General features: G+C 65.8%; 8 protein-coding genes. 7 read left to right on the top strand and 1 reads right to left on the bottom strand.

The annotated features are described in order from the left end of the window. The first annotated feature begins 81 nt into the window (after window positions 1-81). Both DWF74_RS06230 and DWF74_RS06225 read left to right on the top strand, forming a co-directional pair. Window positions 82-876 (top strand): substrate-binding periplasmic protein, encoded by a 795-nt coding sequence (locus tag DWF74_RS06230; protein WP_115580617.1) that lies wholly within the window; start codon window positions 82-84, stop codon window positions 874-876. Window positions 877-971: 95 nt separating this feature from the next. Then, on the top strand, window positions 972-1,325 hold the full coding sequence (locus tag DWF74_RS06225) for a pyoverdine biosynthesis protein (protein ID WP_102861009.1): 354 nt from the start codon (window positions 972-974) through the stop codon (window positions 1,323-1,325). A gap of 40 nt (window positions 1,326-1,365) precedes the next feature. Here DWF74_RS06225 and DWF74_RS06220 read toward each other — a convergent pair whose 3' ends face one another. Continuing rightward, window positions 1,366-1,914, bottom strand: coding sequence for an RNA polymerase factor sigma-70 (locus DWF74_RS06220; RefSeq protein WP_011062465.1), 549 nt, complete (start codon window positions 1,912-1,914; stop codon window positions 1,366-1,368). Between the two features lie 374 nt (window positions 1,915-2,288). On the opposite strand from DWF74_RS06220, the gene DWF74_RS06215 reads away from it, so the two are divergent. The 5 genes from DWF74_RS06215 (at window position 2,289) to DWF74_RS06195 (ending at window position 19,678) form a co-directional block, all read left to right on the top strand. Continuing rightward, complete coding sequence (locus DWF74_RS06215) at window positions 2,289-15,305, top strand: non-ribosomal peptide synthetase (RefSeq protein ID WP_115580616.1); 13,017 nt, start codon at window positions 2,289-2,291, stop codon at window positions 15,303-15,305. 141 nt (window positions 15,306-15,446) lie between these two features. Continuing rightward, on the top strand, window positions 15,447-16,484 hold the full coding sequence (locus DWF74_RS06210; protein ID WP_115580615.1) for a ParB/Srx family N-terminal domain-containing protein: 1,038 nt from the start codon (window positions 15,447-15,449) through the stop codon (window positions 16,482-16,484). A 148-nt stretch (window positions 16,485-16,632) separates the two neighbouring features. Beyond that, a complete protein-coding gene (locus DWF74_RS06205) occupies window positions 16,633-17,682 on the top strand; it encodes a hypothetical protein (RefSeq protein WP_115580614.1) in 1,050 nt (349 codons plus the stop codon). Between the two features lie 718 nt (window positions 17,683-18,400). After that, window positions 18,401-18,757, top strand: a complete 357-nt coding sequence (locus DWF74_RS06200) for a DUF6124 family protein (protein WP_115580613.1) — start codon at window positions 18,401-18,403, stop codon at window positions 18,755-18,757. Between the two features lie 108 nt (window positions 18,758-18,865). Then, entirely contained in the window at window positions 18,866-19,678 is an 813-nt protein-coding gene (locus DWF74_RS06195; protein WP_115580612.1) for an alpha/beta fold hydrolase, read from the top strand. The last annotated feature ends 49 nt before the right edge of the window (window positions 19,679-19,727 follow it).

Genomic DNA, 19,727 nt, shown 5'->3' with positions numbered 1-19,727 from the left:
TCTGCCGCGAGATTGTCGAAGCGCCTGAAAACGCCTAGCTTTACGGCATTCCTTTTCTTTTCTCCGAGGTGTGTTGCCTTGATGTCCTTGCCGCTGCGGTCAGCCTTGCGAATGCTCTTGCTGGCGCTGGCAACACTTTGGGTCTGTCCGGCCTTCTCGGCGCAGCTGGTGCGGGTCGCGGCGGCGCATTTTCCGCCCTATACCGTCCGTCCTGAAACCGGTGCCGATACCGGTTTGCTGCCGCAATTGGTGGAAGCGCTCAACCAGTCCCAGAACGACTACCAGTTCGTCCTGGTTCCCACGTCGATTCCCCGGCGCTTCCGAGACTTCGAACAAGGTCGGGTGGACTTGGCGATCTTCGAGAATCCGGCCTGGGGCTGGCAGAGCGTTGCCCATACCAGTGTCGACATGGGCCTGGAAGATGCGGAGATTTTCGTTGCTCAGCGCGAGCCCGGCCGCGGCCAGGAGTATTTTGCCGAGCTCAAGGGCAAGCGCCTGGCACTGTTCAGCGGCTATCACTACGCCTTCGCCCAGTTCAATGCCGACCCCAAGTACCTGGCCGACAGCTACAACGCCACGCTCACCTATTCCCATGACAGCAACCTGCTGATGGTGCTGCGGGGCAGGGCGGACATTGCCCTGGTGACCCGTTCCTACCTCAGCGACTTCCTGGCCCGCAATGCCCAGAGCAGTGGCCAATTGCTGGTGTCCCAGCGCATCGATCAGGTCTACCACCACTACACCCTGATCCGGCCCAAGGCGCCCATCAGCGCCGAAGACTTTGCCGGGTTCCTGCAAAAACTGCGGGACAACGGCCAGATGCGCAAAATCTTCGATCCCTACCGCATCGTCGTGATGCCCGTGCCCCACGCCTGAGGCCCGGGTTTTCCCGCTTCTGCGGCGAGCGCGCCTAAATTTCTCCTCGCGGCCCACGTCACTTGGTTGAATGCCCAATGACGGTGAGCCTTGCCATGTCCCTTGTGAATCCGCTGAGTGTCGAGGCTGTGTCCGCCGGCAGGGCGCCGGTGATCGACGAAGTTGCCGGCCGGCAGCGGCTGTTCGAATGGATCTGTGCCCGGGGGGCGGCGCCCATCGATGCCCAGTCCGTCGAAGTGGCCCGGCAGGACCGGCTGGCATTCTGGCTGTCGGCGCAGGTGCACGCGCTGTACCTGGACCCGCCGGGTACGCAAGCGCCCCCGGCATTCGCCCACGCCCCCGCCTGTGCCGGGCATAACCGTTGTCGGTACTGCCAGCAGGAGTTCGATCTGTTGCACAAACGTGCGGCATTGCTGGTGCTTGGCCAGAGTGGCCTGCTTGAGGTGTGAACACGGTTCAAGCCAGGTGCTGCAGGGTGCCGGTCGCAGGTCAGCGGCGGGCGAAGGTGTCGGGTCGGTTGCCCGAGACTTTGCGGCAATGCACCAGGGCATCGCGAATCATGAAGTTCACCAGGGTCGGCGAGACACCCAGCTCCTTGGCGATGTCCTTTTGCGGAACGCCATGCAGGCGGTACATCTCGAAGGCGTAGCGCGTGCGGCTGGGCAGTTCGGTCAGGGCTTCGGCGATGTTTTCCAGGGTGGAAAAGTTCATGTGGGAGGTTTCAGGTGAGGCGCCATGAATGACCACATTCAAGCCTTCCTCTTCAGTGCCTGAATACTTCTGCTCCAAGGCCTGCTTGCGGTAGTGATCGATGGCCAGGTTGCGCACGATCTGGAACAGGTAGCTGAGCTGGGCCTTGAACGAGGAGGTGATTTGCGGCGCCGACTGCAGGCGGAAAAAGGCATCCTGGACCACATCTTCAGCCCGGGATCGGCAGCCGGTAATACGGGCTGCGATCTTGACCAGGATCAGACGGTTGTCGACAAAAGCCTGGAGTAACGGTGAATCGCACCTGCTTGTGGATACTTGTTCCGTCATGGAAATCACCTTGTTGCAAAGAGGTAAGTGGGACGTCAGAAAAATCCGACCTGTCCTACACATCGAGCGACAAATTAGGCTGAATGATAATGATTGTCAATTGAGAAAAAGAACTAATGCTCTCTGCCGGTGAAGATTGAGAACGGCTGCTCGTTCATGGGGTGGATCAGGGCCTTGAAGGGCAGCATGCGGACTAATTATTTCAAGACGTCATCCGTTCTCATTGGAGAAAGATTCCGGGCAGCAAGCCCGGCCACGGCGCCTTCCGGATGCCCATGATTTACTTATAACTATTTGATTTATAGATAGTTTTTTAGGTTATGGCAGAGCAGGGCCCGATCTCCATTGCAAGCATAATCCTGGCAGGAAACCCCATGACGGACGCGTTCGAACTCCCCAGTACCCTGGCCCAAGCCCTTCAACGCCGGGCAGTCCTGGCACCTGATCAAGTGGCGTTGCGTTTCCTCGCCGAAGAGCAGGCGCAGAGCGTGGTCCTCAGTTATCGGGATCTGGACCTTCGCGCGCGGACCATTGCGGCCGCCCTGCAAGCCAATGCCCGGCAGGGGGATCGGGCGGTCCTGCTATTCCCCAGTGGTCCGGACTACGTCGCGGCATTTTTCGGTTGCCTGTATGCCGGGGTGATCGCGGTGCCGGCCTACCCGCCGGAATCGACCCGTCGTCATCACCAGGAGCGCCTGATCTCGATCCTCGCCGACGCCGAGCCGCGGCTGCTGCTGACCAGCGCCGGGCTGCGCGATTCGCTGTTGCAGATGGACGAACTCAAGGCCACCGGCGCGCCGCAACTGCTGTGCGTGGACACCCTGGACGCCGGGCTGGCCGAAGACTGGCAGGCCGTTGAGCTTGAGGATCACGACATCGCCTTCCTGCAATACACCTCCGGTTCCACCGCGCTGCCCAAGGGCGTGCAGGTCAGCCACGGCAACCTGGTGGCCAACGAGCTGTTGATCCGCCGCGGCTTCGGCATCGACCTCAACCCGGACGACGTGATCGTCAGCTGGCTGCCGCTGTACCACGACATGGGCCTGATCGGCGGCCTGCTGCAGCCGATCTTCAGCGGCGTGCCCTGCGTGCTGATGTCGCCGGCCTACTTCCTGGCCCGCCCCGTGCGCTGGCTGGAAGCGATCAGCGAATACGGCGGCACCATCAGCGGTGGCCCGGATTTCGCCTACCGCCTGTGCAGCGAGCGGATCAGCGAATCGGCCCTGGAGCGCCTCGACCTCAGCCGCTGGCGCGTGGCCTATTCCGGTTCCGAGCCGATCCGCCTCGACACCCTGGAAGGCTTTGCCGAAAAGTTCAGCGCCAGCGGTTTTTGTCGCGACAACTTCCTGGCTTCCTACGGCCTGGCCGAAGCCACCCTGTTCGTCGCCGGCGGCGTGCGCGGCCAGGGCATCCCGGCCTTGCGCCTGGACGACCAGGCCCTGGCGCAGAACCGTGCCGAGCCGGGGCAGGGCAGCGCCATGATGAGCTGCGGTTTCAGCCAGCCGGAGCACGCCGTGCTGGTGATGGACCCACAGCAGCTCAGCGAACTGCCTGACAACCGCATCGGCGAAGTCTGGGCCGCCGGGCCGAGCATCGCCCACGGCTACTGGCGCAATCCCGAAGCCAGCGCCAAGACCTTCGTCCAGCATGCCGGCCGCACTTGGCTGCGCACCGGCGACCTGGGTTTCATGCGTGACGGCGAGCTGTTCATCACCGGGCGCCTGAAGGACCTGCTGATCGTGCGCGGGCACAACCTGTATCCCCAGGACATCGAAAAGACCATCGAGCGCGAAGTGGAAGTGGTGCGCAAGGGGCGGGTGGCGGCGTTTGCGGTCAGCGACCAGGGCCAGGAAGGCATCGGCATCGCTGCGGAAATCAGCCGCAGCGTGCAGAAGATCCTGCCCCCCGAGGCACTGATCAAGGCCATCCGCCAGGCCGTGGCCGAAGCCTGCCAGGAAGCGCCCAGCGTGGTGGTATTGCTCAACCCCGGGGCCCTGCCGAAAACCTCCAGCGGCAAGTTGCAGCGCTCCGCCTGCCGCACCCGGTTGGCCGATGGCAGCCTGGATTACTACGCGCTGTTCCCGCAGGCCGGCAGCGAACCCGCCCGCGTCGGTGAAGGTTCTGATGATGAACTGCAAAACCTGATCGGGCGAATCTGGCAGGAACAGCTGCAATGCGCGGCAGTGGCCGCCGACGATCACTTCTTCCTCCTGGGGGGCAACTCCATCGCGGCCACCCAGGTCATGGCCCGCCTGGGTCAGGAACTGGGCCTGGAGTTGAGCCTGCGGCTGTTGTTCGAAGCGCCGACCCTGGGTGAATTCAGTGCCGCCGTGGCGCGCCTGCAACAGGATGGCGGCGTGGCCCAGGGCGGCATCCAGGCCCTGTCGCGCCAGCAGCCGCTGCCCCAATCCTTGGCGCAGAACCGCCTGTGGATCACCTGGCAACTGGACCCCCACAGCAGCGCCTACAACATTCCCGGCGGCCTGCGCCTGCGTGGCGAACTGGACGAAGACGCCCTGCGCAGCAGCTTCCAGCACCTGCTCCAGCGCCACGAAGCGCTGCGCACGCGGTTCTTCGAGCGCGACGGCCAGGCCCTGCAACAGGTGGACGCGGCCGGTGAGTTCAACCTGCAGGTGATCGACATCAGCGACCTGCCGCCAACCGAGCGCGAAGCCCGGGCGCAGCAGATTCGCGAAGACGAGGCGCGCACCCAGTTCGACCTGGAAAAGGGCCCGTTGTACTGGGCGACCCTGATCCGCCTGGATGATGAAGAGCACCAACTGCTGTTGACCCTGCACCACATTATCGCCGACGGCTGGTCGCTGACTGTGCTGATCGACGAGTTCTCCCGGCTCTACGCCGCTGCGGCCCAGGGCCAGCGCCTGGAGCTGGCGCCCCTGAGCTTGCAGTACGCCGACTACGGCAGCTGGCAGCGCCAATGGCTGGCCCAGGGCGAAGGCCAGCGTCAGCTGGACTACTGGAAGCAGCAACTGGCGGATGAGGCCCCGGTACTCAGCCTAGCCACCGACCACCCGCGTTCGGCCCAGGTCCGCCACAGCGCCGCACGCCACAGCCAGCGCTTGAGCGTGACCCTCAGTGAGGCGATCCGCCAGACTGCCCAGGCCCAGCAAGTGACGCCGTTCATGCTGTTGCTGGCCACCTTCCAGACCCTGTTGCACCGCTACAGCGGGCAGACCGACATCCGCATCGGCGTGCCCAACGCCAACCGTCCACGCCTGGAAACCCAGGGCCTGCTGGGCTTCTTCATCAACACCCAGGTACTGCGCGGCCAGCTGGATGCGCGCCAGACCTTTGCCGAGCTGCTGCAGCAGACCCGCCGCATCGCCCTTGAAGCCCAGGCGCATCAGGACCTGCCCTTCGAACAGTTGCTCGAAGCCTTCCCCGACGCCCGCGAGCAAGGCCTGTTCCAGGTCATGTTCAACCACCAGCAGCGCGACCTCAGCGCCTTGCGCCGTCTGCCCGGTCTGCTGGCCGAAGAGCTGCCGTGGCACAGCCGCGAGGCCAAGTACGACCTGCAACTGCACAGCGAGGAAGACCGCAACGGCCGCCTGAGCCTGGCCTTCGACTACGCTGACGAGCTGTTCGACGCGGCGACCATCGAGCGTCTGGCCGGGCACTTCATCAGCCTGCTGGAGCAGGCCTGCCAGCAACCGGACCGCGCCCTGGGCGACTTGCCGTTGCTCGGCAAGGTCGAAGCGGCGCAATTGCAACAATGGAGCGTGGCGCCTTGCGCGAGCGCTGAACGCTGGCTGCCGGAACGCCTGCATGAGCAACTGCAGCAGACCCCGGAGCGCACCGCGCTGATGTGGGACGGCGGGCAACTGAGCTTTGCCGAACTGCACGCCCAGGCCAACCGCCTGGCCCATTACCTGCGGGACAAGGGCGTCGGCCCGGACGTGTGCGTGGCCATCGCCGCCGAGCGTTCGCCGCAACTGCTGATCGGCCTGTTGGCGATCATCAAGGCCGGTGGCGCCTACGTGCCCCTGGACCCGGATTACCCCGCCGAGCGCCTGGCCTACATGCTCGAAGACAGCGGCGTGCAACTGCTCCTGACTCAAACCCATTTGCTCGGCCAGATGCCCGAGGCCCCAGGCGTCAGCACCATCGCCATGGACAGCCTCAAGCTCGACAGCTGGCCGAGCCAGGCCCCGGGCCTGCACTTGGACGGCGAGCACCTGGCCTATGTGATCTACACCTCCGGCTCCACCGGCCAGCCCAAGGGCGTGGGCAACACCCATCGCGCCCTGATGGAGCGCCTGCAATGGATGCAGGACAGCTACCAGCTGCAAGCCGACGATGTGCTGATGCAGAAGGCCCCCATCAGCTTCGACGTGTCGGTGTGGGAGTGCTTCTGGCCGTTGATCACTGGCTGCCGCCTGCTGCTCGCCGCCCCCGGCGAGCACCGCGACCCGCATCGCATCGCCCAACTGGTTCAGGAGTACGGCGTGACCACGCTGCACTTCGTGCCGCCGCTGTTGCAGCTGTTTGTCGATGAACCGCTGAGCGCCGAATGCCACAGCCTGCGCCGGGTGTTCTCCGGTGGCGAAGCCTTGTCCGCCGAGCTGCGCAACCGGCTGTTGGAGCAGTTGCCGAACGCGCAACTGCACAACCGTTACGGCCCCACCGAAACCGCGATCAACGTCACCCACTGGCAGTGTTCGGTGGAGGACGGCGAGCGCTCGCCCATTGGCCGGCCGCTGGGCAATGTGCTGTGCCGGGTGCTGGATGCCGAGCTCAACCTGCTGCCCGCCGGGGTTCCGGGCGAGCTGTGCATCAGCGGCCAGGGCCTGGCCCGGGGTTACCTGGGACGCCCGGCGCTGACCGCCGAACGCTTTGTGGTCGACCCCCTGAGTGAGGAGGGCGCGCGCCTGTATCGCACCGGCGATCGGGTGCGCTGGTGCGCTGACGGCGTGCTGGAATACCTCGGCCGCCTCGACCAGCAGGTCAAGCTGCGGGGGTTTCGGGTCGAGCCGCAGGAAATCGAAGCACGGCTGCTGGCCCAGGACGGCGTGGCCCAGGCCGCGGTGCTGGTGCGCGACAGCGTCGCCGGCCCGCAGTTGATCGGCTACTACACCGCCCCTGCCTGCGACGAAGATGAAACCGAGCAACGCGCTCGGCTGACCACCGCCCTGGCCGCCGAACTGCCGGAGTACATGGTGCCGGCGCAACTGTTGCGCCTGGAGGCCATGCCCCTGAGCCCCAGCGGCAAGCTCGACCGCCGGGCCCTGCCGGAACCGCAATGGCAGGTGCGCGAGCACGTTGAACCGAGCACCGATCTGGAACGGCAGATCGCCCAGATCTGGCGCGAAGTGCTGGGCCAGCCCCGGATCGGCCTCAAGGACGACTTCTTCGCCCTGGGCGGGCATTCGCTGCTGGCCACCCAGATCATTTCCCGTACCCGTCAGGCCTGCGACGTCGAGTTGCCGCTGCGGGCGCTGTTCGAAGCCAGCGAGCTGGGAGACTTTGCCGAACAGGTGCTGCTGATCCAGCAGTCCGGCGCGCGCAACCAGCAGCCGCCGATTGCCCGGGTCGACCGCAGCCAGCCGGTGCCGCTGTCCTATTCCCAGCAGCGCATGTGGTTCCTCTGGCAGATGGAGCCCGACAGCCCGGCCTACAACGTCGGCGGCATGGCGCGGCTGTCCGGGGTGCTGGACGTGGGCCGCTTCGAGGCCGCGTTGCAGGCGTTGATCCTGCGCCACGAAACCCTGCGCACCACCTTCCCCAGCGTTAATGGCGTGGCCCACCAGCAGGTGCATGCCGACACCGGCCTGCGCATGGCCTGGAAGGACTTCTCGGCCCTGGCTCCGGAGGCCCGGCAACAACGCCTGCAACAACTGGCGGACAGCGAAGCGCACCAGCCCTTCGACCTGGAGACCGGCCCCTTGCTGCGCGCCTGCCTGGTCAAGGCCGGCGAGCAGGAGCACTACTTCGTCCTGACCCTGCACCACATCGTCACCGAAGGCTGGGCCATGGACATCTTCGCCCGCGAGCTGGGCGCGCTGTACGAAGCCTTCCTCGACGACCGCGAATCGCCCCTGGAACCCTTGCCGGTGCAGTACCTGGACTACAGCGTGTGGCAGCGCCAGTGGCTGGAATCCGGCGAGCGCCAGCGCCAGCTGGACTACTGGACCGGGCAACTGGGCCGCGAACACCCATTGCTGGAACTGCCCAGCGATCGGCCACGGCCCGCGGTGCAAAGCCACCAGGGCGAGCTGTACCGCTTCGACCTGAGCGACGAGCTGGCGGCCCGGGTGCGGGCTTTCAATGCCGAACACGGCCTGACCCTGTTCATGACCATGACCGCCGCGCTGTCGGTGCTGCTCTATCGCTACAGCGGCCAGACCGACCTGCGCATCGGCGCGCCGGTGGCCAACCGTATCCGCCCGGAAAGCGAAGGGCTGATCGGCGCCTTCCTCAATACCCAGGTGCTGCGTTGCCAGCTCGACGGGCAGATGAGCGTCGGCCAGTTGCTGGAGCAGGTGCGCCACACCGTGATCGAGGGCCAGTCGCACCAGGACCTGCCGTTCGACCATCTGGTGGAAGCCTTGCAGCCGCCGCGCAGCACCGCCTACAACCCGCTGTTCCAGGTGATGTGCAACGTCCAGCGCTGGGAGTTCCAGCAAAGCCGGCAACTGGCGGGCATGACCGTGGACTACCTGGTCAACGATGCCCGGGCCACCAAGTTCGACCTCAACCTGGAAGTCACCGACCTGGATCAGCGCCTGGGTTGCTGCCTGACCTACAGCACCGACCTGTTCGATGAACCGCGCATTGCGCGCATGGCCGCCCATTGGCGCAACCTGCTGCAGGCCCTGATCGACGATCCGCAACGGCGCCTGTGCGAACTGCCGCTGCTGCACACCGAGGAACAGCAACAGCTGCTGGACAGCCTGAGCGTCGAGCCCGGCGAGCACCGTCTGGACCAGTGCATCCACCACCTGTTCAGTGAACAGGCCCTGGCCCGTCGCGACGCTCCGGCCCTGACCTTCGCCGGGCAGACCCTGAGCTACAGCGAACTGGACAGCCGCGCCAACCGCCTGGCCTGGATGCTCCGCGAGCGTGGCGTGGGCCCGCAGGTGCGGGTCGGCCTGGCGCTGGAACGTTCCCTGGACATGGTCGTCGGCCTGCTGGCGATCCTCAAGGCCGGTGGCGCCTACGTGCCCCTGGACCCGGAATACCCCCTGGACCGCCTGCACTACATGATCGAAGACAGCGGCCTCGGCCTGCTGCTCAGCGATGCGCGAATGTTCGCCGCCCTGGGTGAGTTGCCGGCGAGTGTCGGCCGCTGGTGCCTGGAAGAAGACGGCGCGTTGCTGGCCGACTACCCGGCCAGCGAGCTGCCCTTGATCAGCCTGCCCCAGCATCAGGCGTACCTGATCTACACCTCCGGCTCCACCGGCCAGCCCAAGGGCGTGGTGGTGTCCCACGGGGAAATCGCCATGCACTGCCAGGCGGTGATCCGCCGTTTCGGCATGCGCGCGGACGACTGCGAGTTGCACTTCTATTCCATCAACTTCGACGCCGCCACCGAGCGTTTGCTGGTGCCGCTGCTCAGCGGCGCCCAGGTGGTGCTGCGGGCCCAGGGCCAGTGGGATGCCGAAGAGATCTGCCAGCTGATTCGCCAGCATCGCATCAGCATCCTCGGCTTCACCCCCAGCTACGGCAGCCAACTGGCCCAGCACCTGGCGACCCAGCAGCTGACCCTGCCGGTGCGCATGTGCATCACTGGCGGCGAGGCCCTGACCGGCGAACACCTGCAGCGCATTCGCGCGGCGTTCCAGCCGAGCCTGTTCTTCAACGCCTACGGCCCCACCGAAACCGTGGTCATGCCCCTGGCCAGCCTGGCGCCGGAGCACTTGGCCGAAGGCGTGGCCAGCGTGCCCATCGGCCGCATCGTCGGGGCGCGGGTGGCTTACATTCTCGACGCCGATCTGGCGCTGGTGCCCCAAGGGGCGACCGGTGAGCTGTATGTCGGCGGCGCAGGGCTGGCCCAGGGGTATCACCGTCGTCCGGGGATGAGCGCCGAGCGTTTCGTGGCCGATCCGTTCTCCGGCGATGGCGGGCGCCTGTACCGCACCGGGGATCTGGTGCGCCAGTGCGCCGACGGTCAGCTGGAGTACATCGGCCGGGTCGACCATCAGGTGAAGATTCGCGGTTTCCGCATCGAGCTGGGAGAGATCGAAACCCGTCTGCTGGATCATCCGGCCGTGCGTGAAGCGGTGGTGCTGGCTCTCGACACCCCGGCGGGTAAGCAGCTGGCCGGTTATCTGGTGAGCGAGGTGGCCGAGCACAACGAGGCGCAGCAGGCCAACCTGCGTGAAGCCCTCAAGCAGCAGCTGAAAACCCAGCTGCCGGACTACATGGTGCCGACCCACCTGATCCTGCTCGACAGCATGCCGCTGACCGCCAATGGCAAGCTCGACCGCCGGGCCCTGCCGATGCCGGACCCGGAGCTCAACCGCCAGCAGTACGTGGCGCCGAGCAACGAGCTGGAGCAGACCCTGGCCAAGGTCTGGGGCGAAGTGCTGAACGTGCAGCGCGTGGGCCTCAACGACAACTTCTTCGAACTGGGGGGCGACTCGATCCTGTCGATCCAGGTGGTCAGCCGCGCCCGCCAGTTGGGGATTCACTTCACCCCGCGGGACCTGTTCCAGCACCAGACCGTGCAGACCCTGGCCCGGGTCGCCAGCCACACCCAGCGCATCAGCGCCGAGCAGGGCCAGCTCAGTGGCGAAGCGCCGCTGACGCCGATCCAGCACTGGTTCTTCGACAGCCGCATTCCCCAGCCACAGCATTGGAACCAGGCATTGCTGCTGGAGCCGCTGAGCCTGCTCGATGCCCAGACGCTGGAACAGGCGCTGCTGGCGGTGCTGGAGCAGCACGACGCCCTGCGTCTGCGTTTCTCTCAAGCGGACGGTCAGTGGCGCGCCGAGTACCTGCCGCTGTCCGACGCGCCTGTGCTGTGGCAAGTGCGGGTGCCGTCCATGGCCACCTGCGAGGCACTGTTCGCCGATGCCCAGCGCAGCCTCGACCTGGAACACGGGCCGCTGCTGCGGGCGGTGCTGGTGGACGGGCCGGAAGGCGAGCAACGCCTGCTGCTGGCGATCCACCATTTGGTGGTGGATGGCGTGTCCTGGCGCGTGCTGTTGGAGGATCTGCAGAACGCTTATCGCCAGTTGCAAGCCGGACAGAGCCTGAGCCTGCCGGCCAAGACCAGCGCCCTGCGGGACTGGTCGAGCCGCCTGCAGGCCTATGCCGGCAGCGAATCCCTGCGTGAAGAACTCGGCTGGTGGCAGCAGCAACTGGCCGGCCCGGCCGCGCAACTGCCGGGGCTCAACGCCACTGGCCGCCAGCAGCATCAGCAGGCCCGCAGCCACAGCGTGACCCTGGATGCCGAGCGCACCCGCCAACTGCTGCAACAGGCCCCGGCGGCCTACCGTACCCAGGTCAACGACCTGCTGCTGACCGCCCTGGCCCGGGTGCTGTGCCGCTGGAGCGGGCAGCCTTCGGCCCTGGTGCAACTGGAAGGCCACGGCCGCGAGGCGCTGTTCGACGAGATCGACCTGACCCGCAGCGTCGGCTGGTTCACCAGCGCCTATCCGCTGCGCCTGACCCCGTTGCAAGTGGAAGAAGCGGCCGGGCAGGGCGCTTCGATCAAGGCCATCAAGGAACAACTGCGGGCCGTGCCGCACAAGGGCCTGGGTTACGGCGTGCTGCGCTACCTGGCCGATGACGCCTGCCGCGAGGCCCTGGCGGCGCTGCCGCTGGCGCCGGTGACCTTCAACTACCTGGGGCAGTTCGACCAGAGTTTTGGCGCCGACGCATTGCTGCGTCCGCTGGATGAATCCGTCGGTCCGACCCATGCACCTGAAGCACCGTTGCCCAACGAGCTGAGCATCGACAGCCAGGTCTATGGCGGCGAGCTGGTACTGCGCTGGACTTACAGCGGCGAACGCTTCGCCGCCGAACTGATCGGTGAACTGGCGGACGCCTACCTGGGTGAGCTGCAGAGTCTGATTGCCCATTGCCTGCGCGACGATGCCGGTGGCCTGACGCCGTCGGACTTTCCCCTGGCGCGCCTGACTCAGGCCCAGCTCGATGGCCTGCCGGTGCCGGCTGTGCAGATCGAAGACGTCTACCCGCTAACCCCGATGCAGGAAGGCATGCTGCTGCACACCCTGCTGGAGCCGGGCACCGGCTTGTATTACATGCAGGACCGCTACCGCATCAACAGCGAGCTGGACCCGGAGCGTTTCGCCCAGGCCTGGCAGGCGGTGGTGGCGCGCCACGAGGCTCTGCGCGCGTCGTTCTGCTGGAACGTCGGCGAAGACATGCTGCAAGTTATCCACAAGCCGGGCCGCACCCCGATCGAATTCCTCGACTGGAGCGCGGTGCCCGAGGCCGAGCAGGAACCCAAGCTCCAAGCCCTGCACAAACAGGAGCGCGAGGCCGGTTTCGATCTGCTCAACCAGGCGCCGTTCCACCTGCGGCTGATCCGCGTCGGCGCCGCGCGCTACTGGTTCATGATGAGCAACCACCACATCCTCATCGATGCCTGGTGCCGCTCGCTGTTGATGAACGACTTCTTCGAGATCTACACCGCCCTGGGCGAAGGCCGCGAGGCGCAACTGGCAGTGCCGCCGCGCTACCGCGACTACATCGGCTGGCTGCAACACCAGAGCCTGTCCGAGGCGCGGCAGTGGTGGCGGCAGAACCTTGAAGGCTTTGAACGCACCACGCCGATCCCCAGCGACCGGCCGTTCCTGCGTGAACACGCCGGTGACAGCGGCGGCATGATCGTCGGCGACTGCTACACCCGCCTGGATGCCCGGGACGGCGCGCAACTGCGCGAGCTGGCGCAGCAGCATCAGCTGACCGTCAACACCTTCGCCCAGGCGGCCTGGGCCCTGGTGCTGCGGCGCATGAGCGGCGATCGCGACGTATTGTTCGGGGTCACCGTGGCCGGGCGCCCGGTGGACATGCCGGAGATGCAACGCACCGTCGGCCTGTTCATCAACAGCATCGCGCTGCGGGTCAAGCTGCCCGAGGAGGGCCAGCGTTGCAGCGTGCGCCAGTGGCTCGGCGACCTGCTCGACCGCAACATGCAACTGCGTGAATACGAATACCTGCCGCTGGTGGCGATTCAGGAGTGCAGCGAGCTGCCCAAGGGCCAACCGCTGTTCGACAGCCTGTTCGTGTTCGAAAACGCCCCGGTGGAAGTCTCGGTGCTGGACCGCGCCCAGAGCCTGAACGCCAGTTCGGATTCCGGCCGTACCCACACCAACTTCCCGATCACCGCCGTGTGCTACCCGGGGGATGACCTGGGCCTGCACCTGTCCTACGACCAGCGCTACTTCGAACAGGCGACCATCGAGCGCCTGCTCGGCGAGTTCAAGCGCCTGCTGCTGGCGCTGATGCAGGGCTTGCATGGCGACATGGCCGACCTGCCGCTGCTGGGTGAAGAGGAGCAGGATTTCCTGCTGGCCGGCTGCAACCAGAGCCAGCGTGAGTACCCGCTGGAGCGCAGCTACGTGGAGCTGTTCGAGGCCCAGGTGGCGGCCCATCCGCAGCGCATCGCCGCCAGTTGCCTGGACCAGCGCTACAGCTATGCCGAGTTGAACCGCTACAGCAACCGCTTGGGTCATGCCTTGATCGCCAACGGCGTGGGCTTTGATCAGCCAGTGGCCTTGCTGGCCGAGCGCGGCCTGGAACTCTTGGGCATGATCATCGGCAGCTTCAAGGCCGGGGCCGGCTACCTGCCCCTGGACCCGGGCCTGCCAAGCCAGCGCCTGGGGCGCATCATCGAGCTCAGCCGCACGCCGATCCTGGTCTGCACCGCGGCTTGCCGCGAACAAGCCCAGGCCCTGCTGGACGAGTTCGCCTGTGCCGCACGGCCACGGTTGCTGGTCTGGGAAGAGCTGCAAGCCGCCGGGCATGCCGAAAGCAACCCGGGGCGCTACAGCGCGCCGGACAACCTGGCCTACGTGATCTACACCTCCGGTTCCACCGGCCTGCCCAAGGGCGTGATGGTGGAGCAGCGCGGCATGCTCAACAACCAGCTGAGCAAGGTGCCGTACCTGCACTTGAGCGAGGCTGACGTGATCGCCCAGACCGCGTCCCAGAGCTTCGACATTTCGGTCTGGCAGTTCCTTGCCGCGCCGCTGTTCGGTGCTCGGGTCGACATCGTGCCCAACTCCATCGCCCACGATCCCCAGGGCCTGTTGGCTCACGTCCAGGAGCAGGGCATCACCGTGCTGGAGAGCGTGCCGTCGCTGATCCAGGGCATGCTCGCCCAGGACGCCATCGCCCTGGATGGCCTGCGCTGGATGCTGCCCACCGGCGAGGCCATGCCGCCAGAGTTGGCACACCAATGGTTGCTGCGTTATCCACAGATCGGTTTGGTCAACGCCTACGGTCCGGCGGAATGTTCCGATGACGTGGCCTTCTTCCGGGTGGACCTGGCTTCGACCCGGGGCGCCTACCTGCCCATCGGTACGCCCACCGACAACAACCAGCTGTACCTGATGGACGAAGCCCTGGCGCTGGTGCCCCTGGGCGCGGTCGGCGAGTTGTGCGTGGCCGGCACCGGGGTCGGCCGCGGTTACGTCAGCGACCCGTTGCGCACCGCGCTGGCCTTCGTGCCCCATCCGTTCGGTGCGGCGGGCGAACGCCTGTACCGCACCGGCGACCTGGCACGCCGGCGCAGCGACGGCGTACTGGAATACGTCGGCCGGATCGACCATCAGGTGAAGATCCGCGGCTACCGCATCGAGCTGGGGGAGATCGAAGCGCGCCTGCACGAACAGCCGGAACTGCGCGATGCCGCCGTGGCGGTGCAGGAAGGGGTCAACGGCAAGCACCTGGTGGGCTACCTGGTGGCCAGTGACTCAAGCCTGAGCCCGAGCGAATGCCTGGAGCGGATCAAACCGCGTCTGCGCGCCGAACTGCCGGAATACATGGTGCCGCTGCACTGGCTGTGGCTTGCGCGCCTTCCCCTCAATGCCAACGGCAAGCTTGATCGCAAGGCCCTGCCGGCCCTGGAGATCGGCCAGTTGCAGAGCCAGGACTACCAAGCCCCGGGCAGCGAGCTGGAGCAGACCCTGGCGGACATCTGGGCCGAGGTGCTCAAGGTCGAACGGGTGGGCGTGCGCGACAACTTCTTCGAGTTGGGCGGGCATTCCCTGCTGGCCACGCAGATCGCCTCGCGGGTACAGAAAACCCTGCAACGCAACGTACCGCTGCGGGCCATGTTCGAATGCAGCACGGTGCAGGAGTTGGCCGCGTACATCGACGGTTTGGGTGCCAATGAAATCAGCGAGGAGAAGGTCGACCGGCTGAGTGATCTGATGGCTGAGTTGGAGGGCTTGTAACCAAGGTGTCGGCTTCGCTGGCAAGCCAGCTCCTACAGGAGTCGGGTTGACGGTACATAGGCCCTTGGACCCTCTGTTATGATCGCGCCCGGCCCAGGTCCAAGCACCTGCGCCGGGCGTTTTCATTCAAGGACCGGAACCATGGCAGAGCCGCTTTACTGGCACGACATCGAAGATACGATGGGCAACTGGAGCGGTCTGGGTGTCGAAGTGCAGCCAAATGCCACGGACAAACCGCCGCTGTATCTGCGCACCGGCGCCAATGCCCGGATCAAGTTGATGCACCACGACACGCCGTTGTTCTGGGCCACCCTGGCCCGCGACCACGGCGGCGTTTGGCTGGTGCGCAACCCGTTGGCCGAGTGCGCCGAATGCCGGTTGCTGGCACCCATCGACTCACCCACGGTGGAGCAGCACGCGGCGCTGGCGCCCGAGCGGCGGATCAAGGCCTGGAGCCGCTATTTCGTGAGCCATCTCAGTGAAAGCGCCCGGCACTTCCTCACCCCCGGTTACTGGCTGGCCCAGGGCCTGCTGCCGGAGCCCTCCAGCACCGCGAGCGGCCTGGACAACTGGCGCTTCAGCTCTCGCGAAGATGCCCTGACCCACGTGCCCAACTGGCGGCTGTACGGCGAGGATTTTCTCGACAACCTGCAACCCCAGACCCTGGAATGGATCGATTGGTGGCACGGCGGCGGCAAGCTTATCGGCCTGCACCGGGTCGACCCCGAGGCTGGGCGCTTGAAATGGTGGCGCAAGAAGGCCCGGGAAGGCAGCCTGCCGCCGATTCTGCTGTGGTACGTCGGCGGGCTGGCCTCCTATGTGGTCATCGATGGGCATTACCGCTTGCAGGCGGCCATCGCGGAAAACCTCGCGCCATCATTCATCGTTCTCAGCGCCACCCGCGAGCGCGACTTCACGCCGAGCCTGGAGCATCAGCAGCGGGTCATGGATTCACTGCGCAAGCGCGGCGACGCGGTGCCGCGCAACCCGGCGCTGAGCACCGAGCACCTCAACCGGGTGCTGATCCAGGCGTTCGATGACCGGCCGCAATACCGCAGCGCTACCCCGGCCTGGGTCGGCAACGAGCCGCAATCGCAGTGGTGCGACGAGGTGCGCCAGTGCCTGAGCGGGCAAGGGCTGGAGGACCAGATGGAGGCGGTGATTGCCCGGCGTGGATAGGGCGCTGGCCGTGTTCGCTGGCAAGCCGGCTCCTACAGGGGGGCTGCTTGTAGGAGCCGGCTTGCCGGCGAACAGGTCCCCAAACACTCTGCTATATTCGCGCCCGCCCGCCGCAGGGCCGGTCATTGATAAAGGATTAGGGACAATCGTGGAACAGCTTTTCTGGCGTGACATCGAGGATTTGGCCGGCCAGTGGAACGGCCTCGGCGTGGACGTCAAACGCCCGGCCGGCGGCAAGCCCAACCTGTGCCTGCTCAGTGGCAACAACCGCCGCATGCAGCTGGTGCTGGGGGACCAGACCCTGCTCTGGGGCACCATGTCGCACTGCCGCTATGGCGTGTGGCTGGTGCGCAATGACCTGCCGGAGCAACTGCCGCAAACCCTGGTGGGCCCCATCGACTCGCCTCAGGTTGAACAACAGGCGCGCCTCGACCCGGCCCTGCGCCTCAAGGCCTGGAGCCGCTTCTTCGTCGAGCAACTGATGCAGCACCAGCCGGACTTCTTCTACCCCGGCTCCTGGCTGGTGCGGGCCTTGCGCCCGGCGTCCCAGAAACCCATGCGGCCACTGCTCAGCGGCACCGAAGCCTGGTACTTCAAGGGCGGCGAAGACGCCCAGAGCCATATGCCGCAGTGGGCGATCTACGGCCGCAACATCCTCGACAACCAGCAGCCCGGCTCGGCGCGCTGGGTCGAGTTGTACGAGGGCGGCGGGGCGGTGGTCGGCCTGCATGCCGTGGACCCCCATTCCGGACGCTTGAAATGGTGGCGCAAAAAAGCCCGCGAAGGCAGCTTGCCGCCGATCCTGCTGTGGTACGTCAGCGGCCTGAACTGCCACCTGATCCTCGACGGTCATTACCGCCTGCAGGCGGCCATCGATGAAAACCTGCCACCGGAGTTCCTGGTGCTCAGCACGCCGCGGCTCTACCACTATCGCCCCAATCCGCAAGAGCAGCAGAAAGTGCTGGGGGCGCTGCAAGTGCAGGTCCAGCGCAACAACCTGGACACCAGGCGCTTCAACCAGTTGCTGATCAGCACCTTCGACGATCGGCCGTATCACGGCTTCGGCAGCCAGTCGTGGGCGGGGATTGCTTCGGAGCAGGAGTGGATCGACCAGGTCAGCGGCATCCTCAAGGCGCGCGGAGGCCTGAGCGATCTGGAGGAAATCCTCGAACGCGAGGCGCCGGAAGAATACCGCTGAGTCATGCTTGCGGCTGATGCCAATCGGTTTTTTGTAGCCGCTGCCGCAGGCTGCGTACGGCTGCGCAGCAGACGCGGCGATTTCAAGGCCGCCTCAGGTCTTTGACGGGAGATCGCCAAGCAAGGTCCTGCGGACCTTTTCGCAGCCTCGCTAAGGCTCGACAGCGGCTACAGTACCCCCTGGCGACCCTGTAGCCGCTGCCGCAGGCTGCGTAGCAGACGCGGCGATTTCAAGGCCGCCAGCGGTCTTTGACGGGAGATCGCCAAGCAAGGTCCTGCGGACCTTTTCGCAGCCTCGCCAAGGCTCAGCAGCGGCTACAGGGCAACAATTCCATAGGTCCACAGGCCAATGCCGATTGGGGCAAGGTGATTTCGGAAGCGGGCTGGAAGGTCGCTGGAACGGTGTTTAGTCGCTTTCTTTTGTAAGGCAAATCCGAGAAACTGCGGGCCGCTTGAATGCGCCTGGTGGGCGGGCTAGGGTTCCGGAGCCATCGCCCAATCGATGGCTCGGATGTGCAAGTCCGACCGTTACCAGACGCATAAGCGCTCAGTCATGCCTGAGCGATTTCATGTTCGCCGTGTTATGGCGGCCGTGCGCGGGAGATCTTCGGATCTGCCGGGGTTCTGGTAACTCGGTCTTGCACACCCGCGTACGGCTGCCACCTTATTCGTGTGCAAGCGAACGGTGTCAGCTCCTTGTCATTACCAGGAGTTTGACCATGAAAAAGCTCGTCCCCGATCCCCCCACGTCCTATCGCGATCCCGCCCTGAAGGAAGCCAACGCCACCCTGCGCGTGGCCCTGGCCCGGCAACCGCTGGACCCCGCGCTGTTCCAGCTCACGACCCAAGCCAAAGCCGTTTCCCCCGACTCGCTGTTCAGCGTGCGCGAAGGCGTCAGCGCCGAAGAGGCCCTGGTGCATATGGCGTTGTTGCTCAAATGTGCTGAAGAGGTCTGCGATGAAATCACCCAGCAGGGCAGCGGCCTGGAGCGCGGGCTGATCTGGTCCATGGTGCATTCGGTGGAGATGGCCCGCGCGGTGGTGGAGGCCTTGCTCGACGGCCAGCGCGAGCCCTGAATCCGGGCATTTCCTGATACGTTTTTGTCGCCCCGGTCCGATTGACTGAGCCTGGTTCACGGCACAGTCTGCCGGACCTTTTTCGTCATTCCCTTCAGGAGCTAGCCGATGCCTTTCGCCACCCTCGATGGACAACCGTTGCACTACCTTGACCAGGGCCAGGGGCCGGTGGTGTTCCTGGCCGGCAGTTATTTGTGGGACACCAGCATGTGGGCGCCGCAGATCGAGGCGTTGTCGGCGCAGTACCGGGTGATTGCGGTGGACCTGTGGGGCCATGGCCAGTCCGGGGCGCTGCCGGCAGGCACCGCGTCGCTGGACGATGTGGCGCGGCAGATGCTGGCCTTGCTCGATCATTTGCACATCGAGCGGGTGACGTTGGTGGGCTTGTCGGTGGGCGGCATGTGGGGTGCACGTCTGGCCCTGGCGGCGCCGCAGCGCATCGACGGCCTGGTGCTGATGGACACCTACCTGGGGGCCGAGCCGGAGCCGACCCGGCAATACTACTTTTCCCTGTTCCAGCAGATCGAGGACAGCGGCCTGATCGCCGAAGCGCTGCTGGATATCGTGGTGCCGATCTTCTTCCGCCCGGGTATCGATCGGCAGTCGGCGTTGTATCAGGGTTTTCGCGCCAGCCTCGCGGCACTGCCGGCCGAGCGTTTGCGCGCGAGCGTGATTCCCATGGGGCGCATCACCTTCAGCCGGGCGGATGTGCTGGAGCAGTTGCAGCACCTGGATGGGCCGAACACCTTGCTGCTGTGTGGCGACCAGGACCAGCCGCGGCCACCGGCGGAAACCGTCGAGATGGCCGAGCGCATTGGCTGCCCTTATCAGCTGGTGCCCGAGGCCGGGCATATCTCCAGCCGTGAGAACCCGGAGTTCGTGACCCGGGCCTTGCTGGCGTTTTTAAAGCGCCACGGTTGAAGCCCGATTCTTCCGTTGCAGGAGCTGGCTTGCCAGCGAAGGGGCCCGC

The organism is Pseudomonas protegens (assembly GCF_003363755.1).
GTDB lineage: Bacteria > Pseudomonadota > Gammaproteobacteria > Pseudomonadales > Pseudomonadaceae > Aquipseudomonas > Aquipseudomonas danubii.
Note: the sequence above shows the minus strand (reverse complement) of the source record. Positions and strands in the feature narration are given on the sequence as shown.

What these genes read in the sequence shown, in the direction of transcription:
- DWF74_RS06230 (WP_115580617.1), top strand. Translation starts at nt 82, where the DNA reads ATGTCCTTGCCGCTGCGGTCAGCCTTGCGAATGCTCTTGCTGGCGCTG.
- DWF74_RS06225 (WP_102861009.1), top strand. Translation starts at nt 972, where the DNA reads ATGTCCCTTGTGAATCCGCTGAGTGTCGAGGCTGTGTCCGCCGGCAGG.
- DWF74_RS06220 (WP_011062465.1), bottom strand. Translation starts at nt 1,914, where the DNA reads ATGACGGAACAAGTATCCACAAGCAGGTGCGATTCACCGTTACTCCAG.
- DWF74_RS06215 (WP_115580616.1), top strand. Translation starts at nt 2,289, where the DNA reads ATGACGGACGCGTTCGAACTCCCCAGTACCCTGGCCCAAGCCCTTCAA.
- DWF74_RS06210 (WP_115580615.1), top strand. Translation starts at nt 15,447, where the DNA reads ATGGCAGAGCCGCTTTACTGGCACGACATCGAAGATACGATGGGCAAC.
- DWF74_RS06200 (WP_115580613.1), top strand. Translation starts at nt 18,401, where the DNA reads ATGAAAAAGCTCGTCCCCGATCCCCCCACGTCCTATCGCGATCCCGCC.
- DWF74_RS06195 (WP_115580612.1), top strand. Translation starts at nt 18,866, where the DNA reads ATGCCTTTCGCCACCCTCGATGGACAACCGTTGCACTACCTTGACCAG.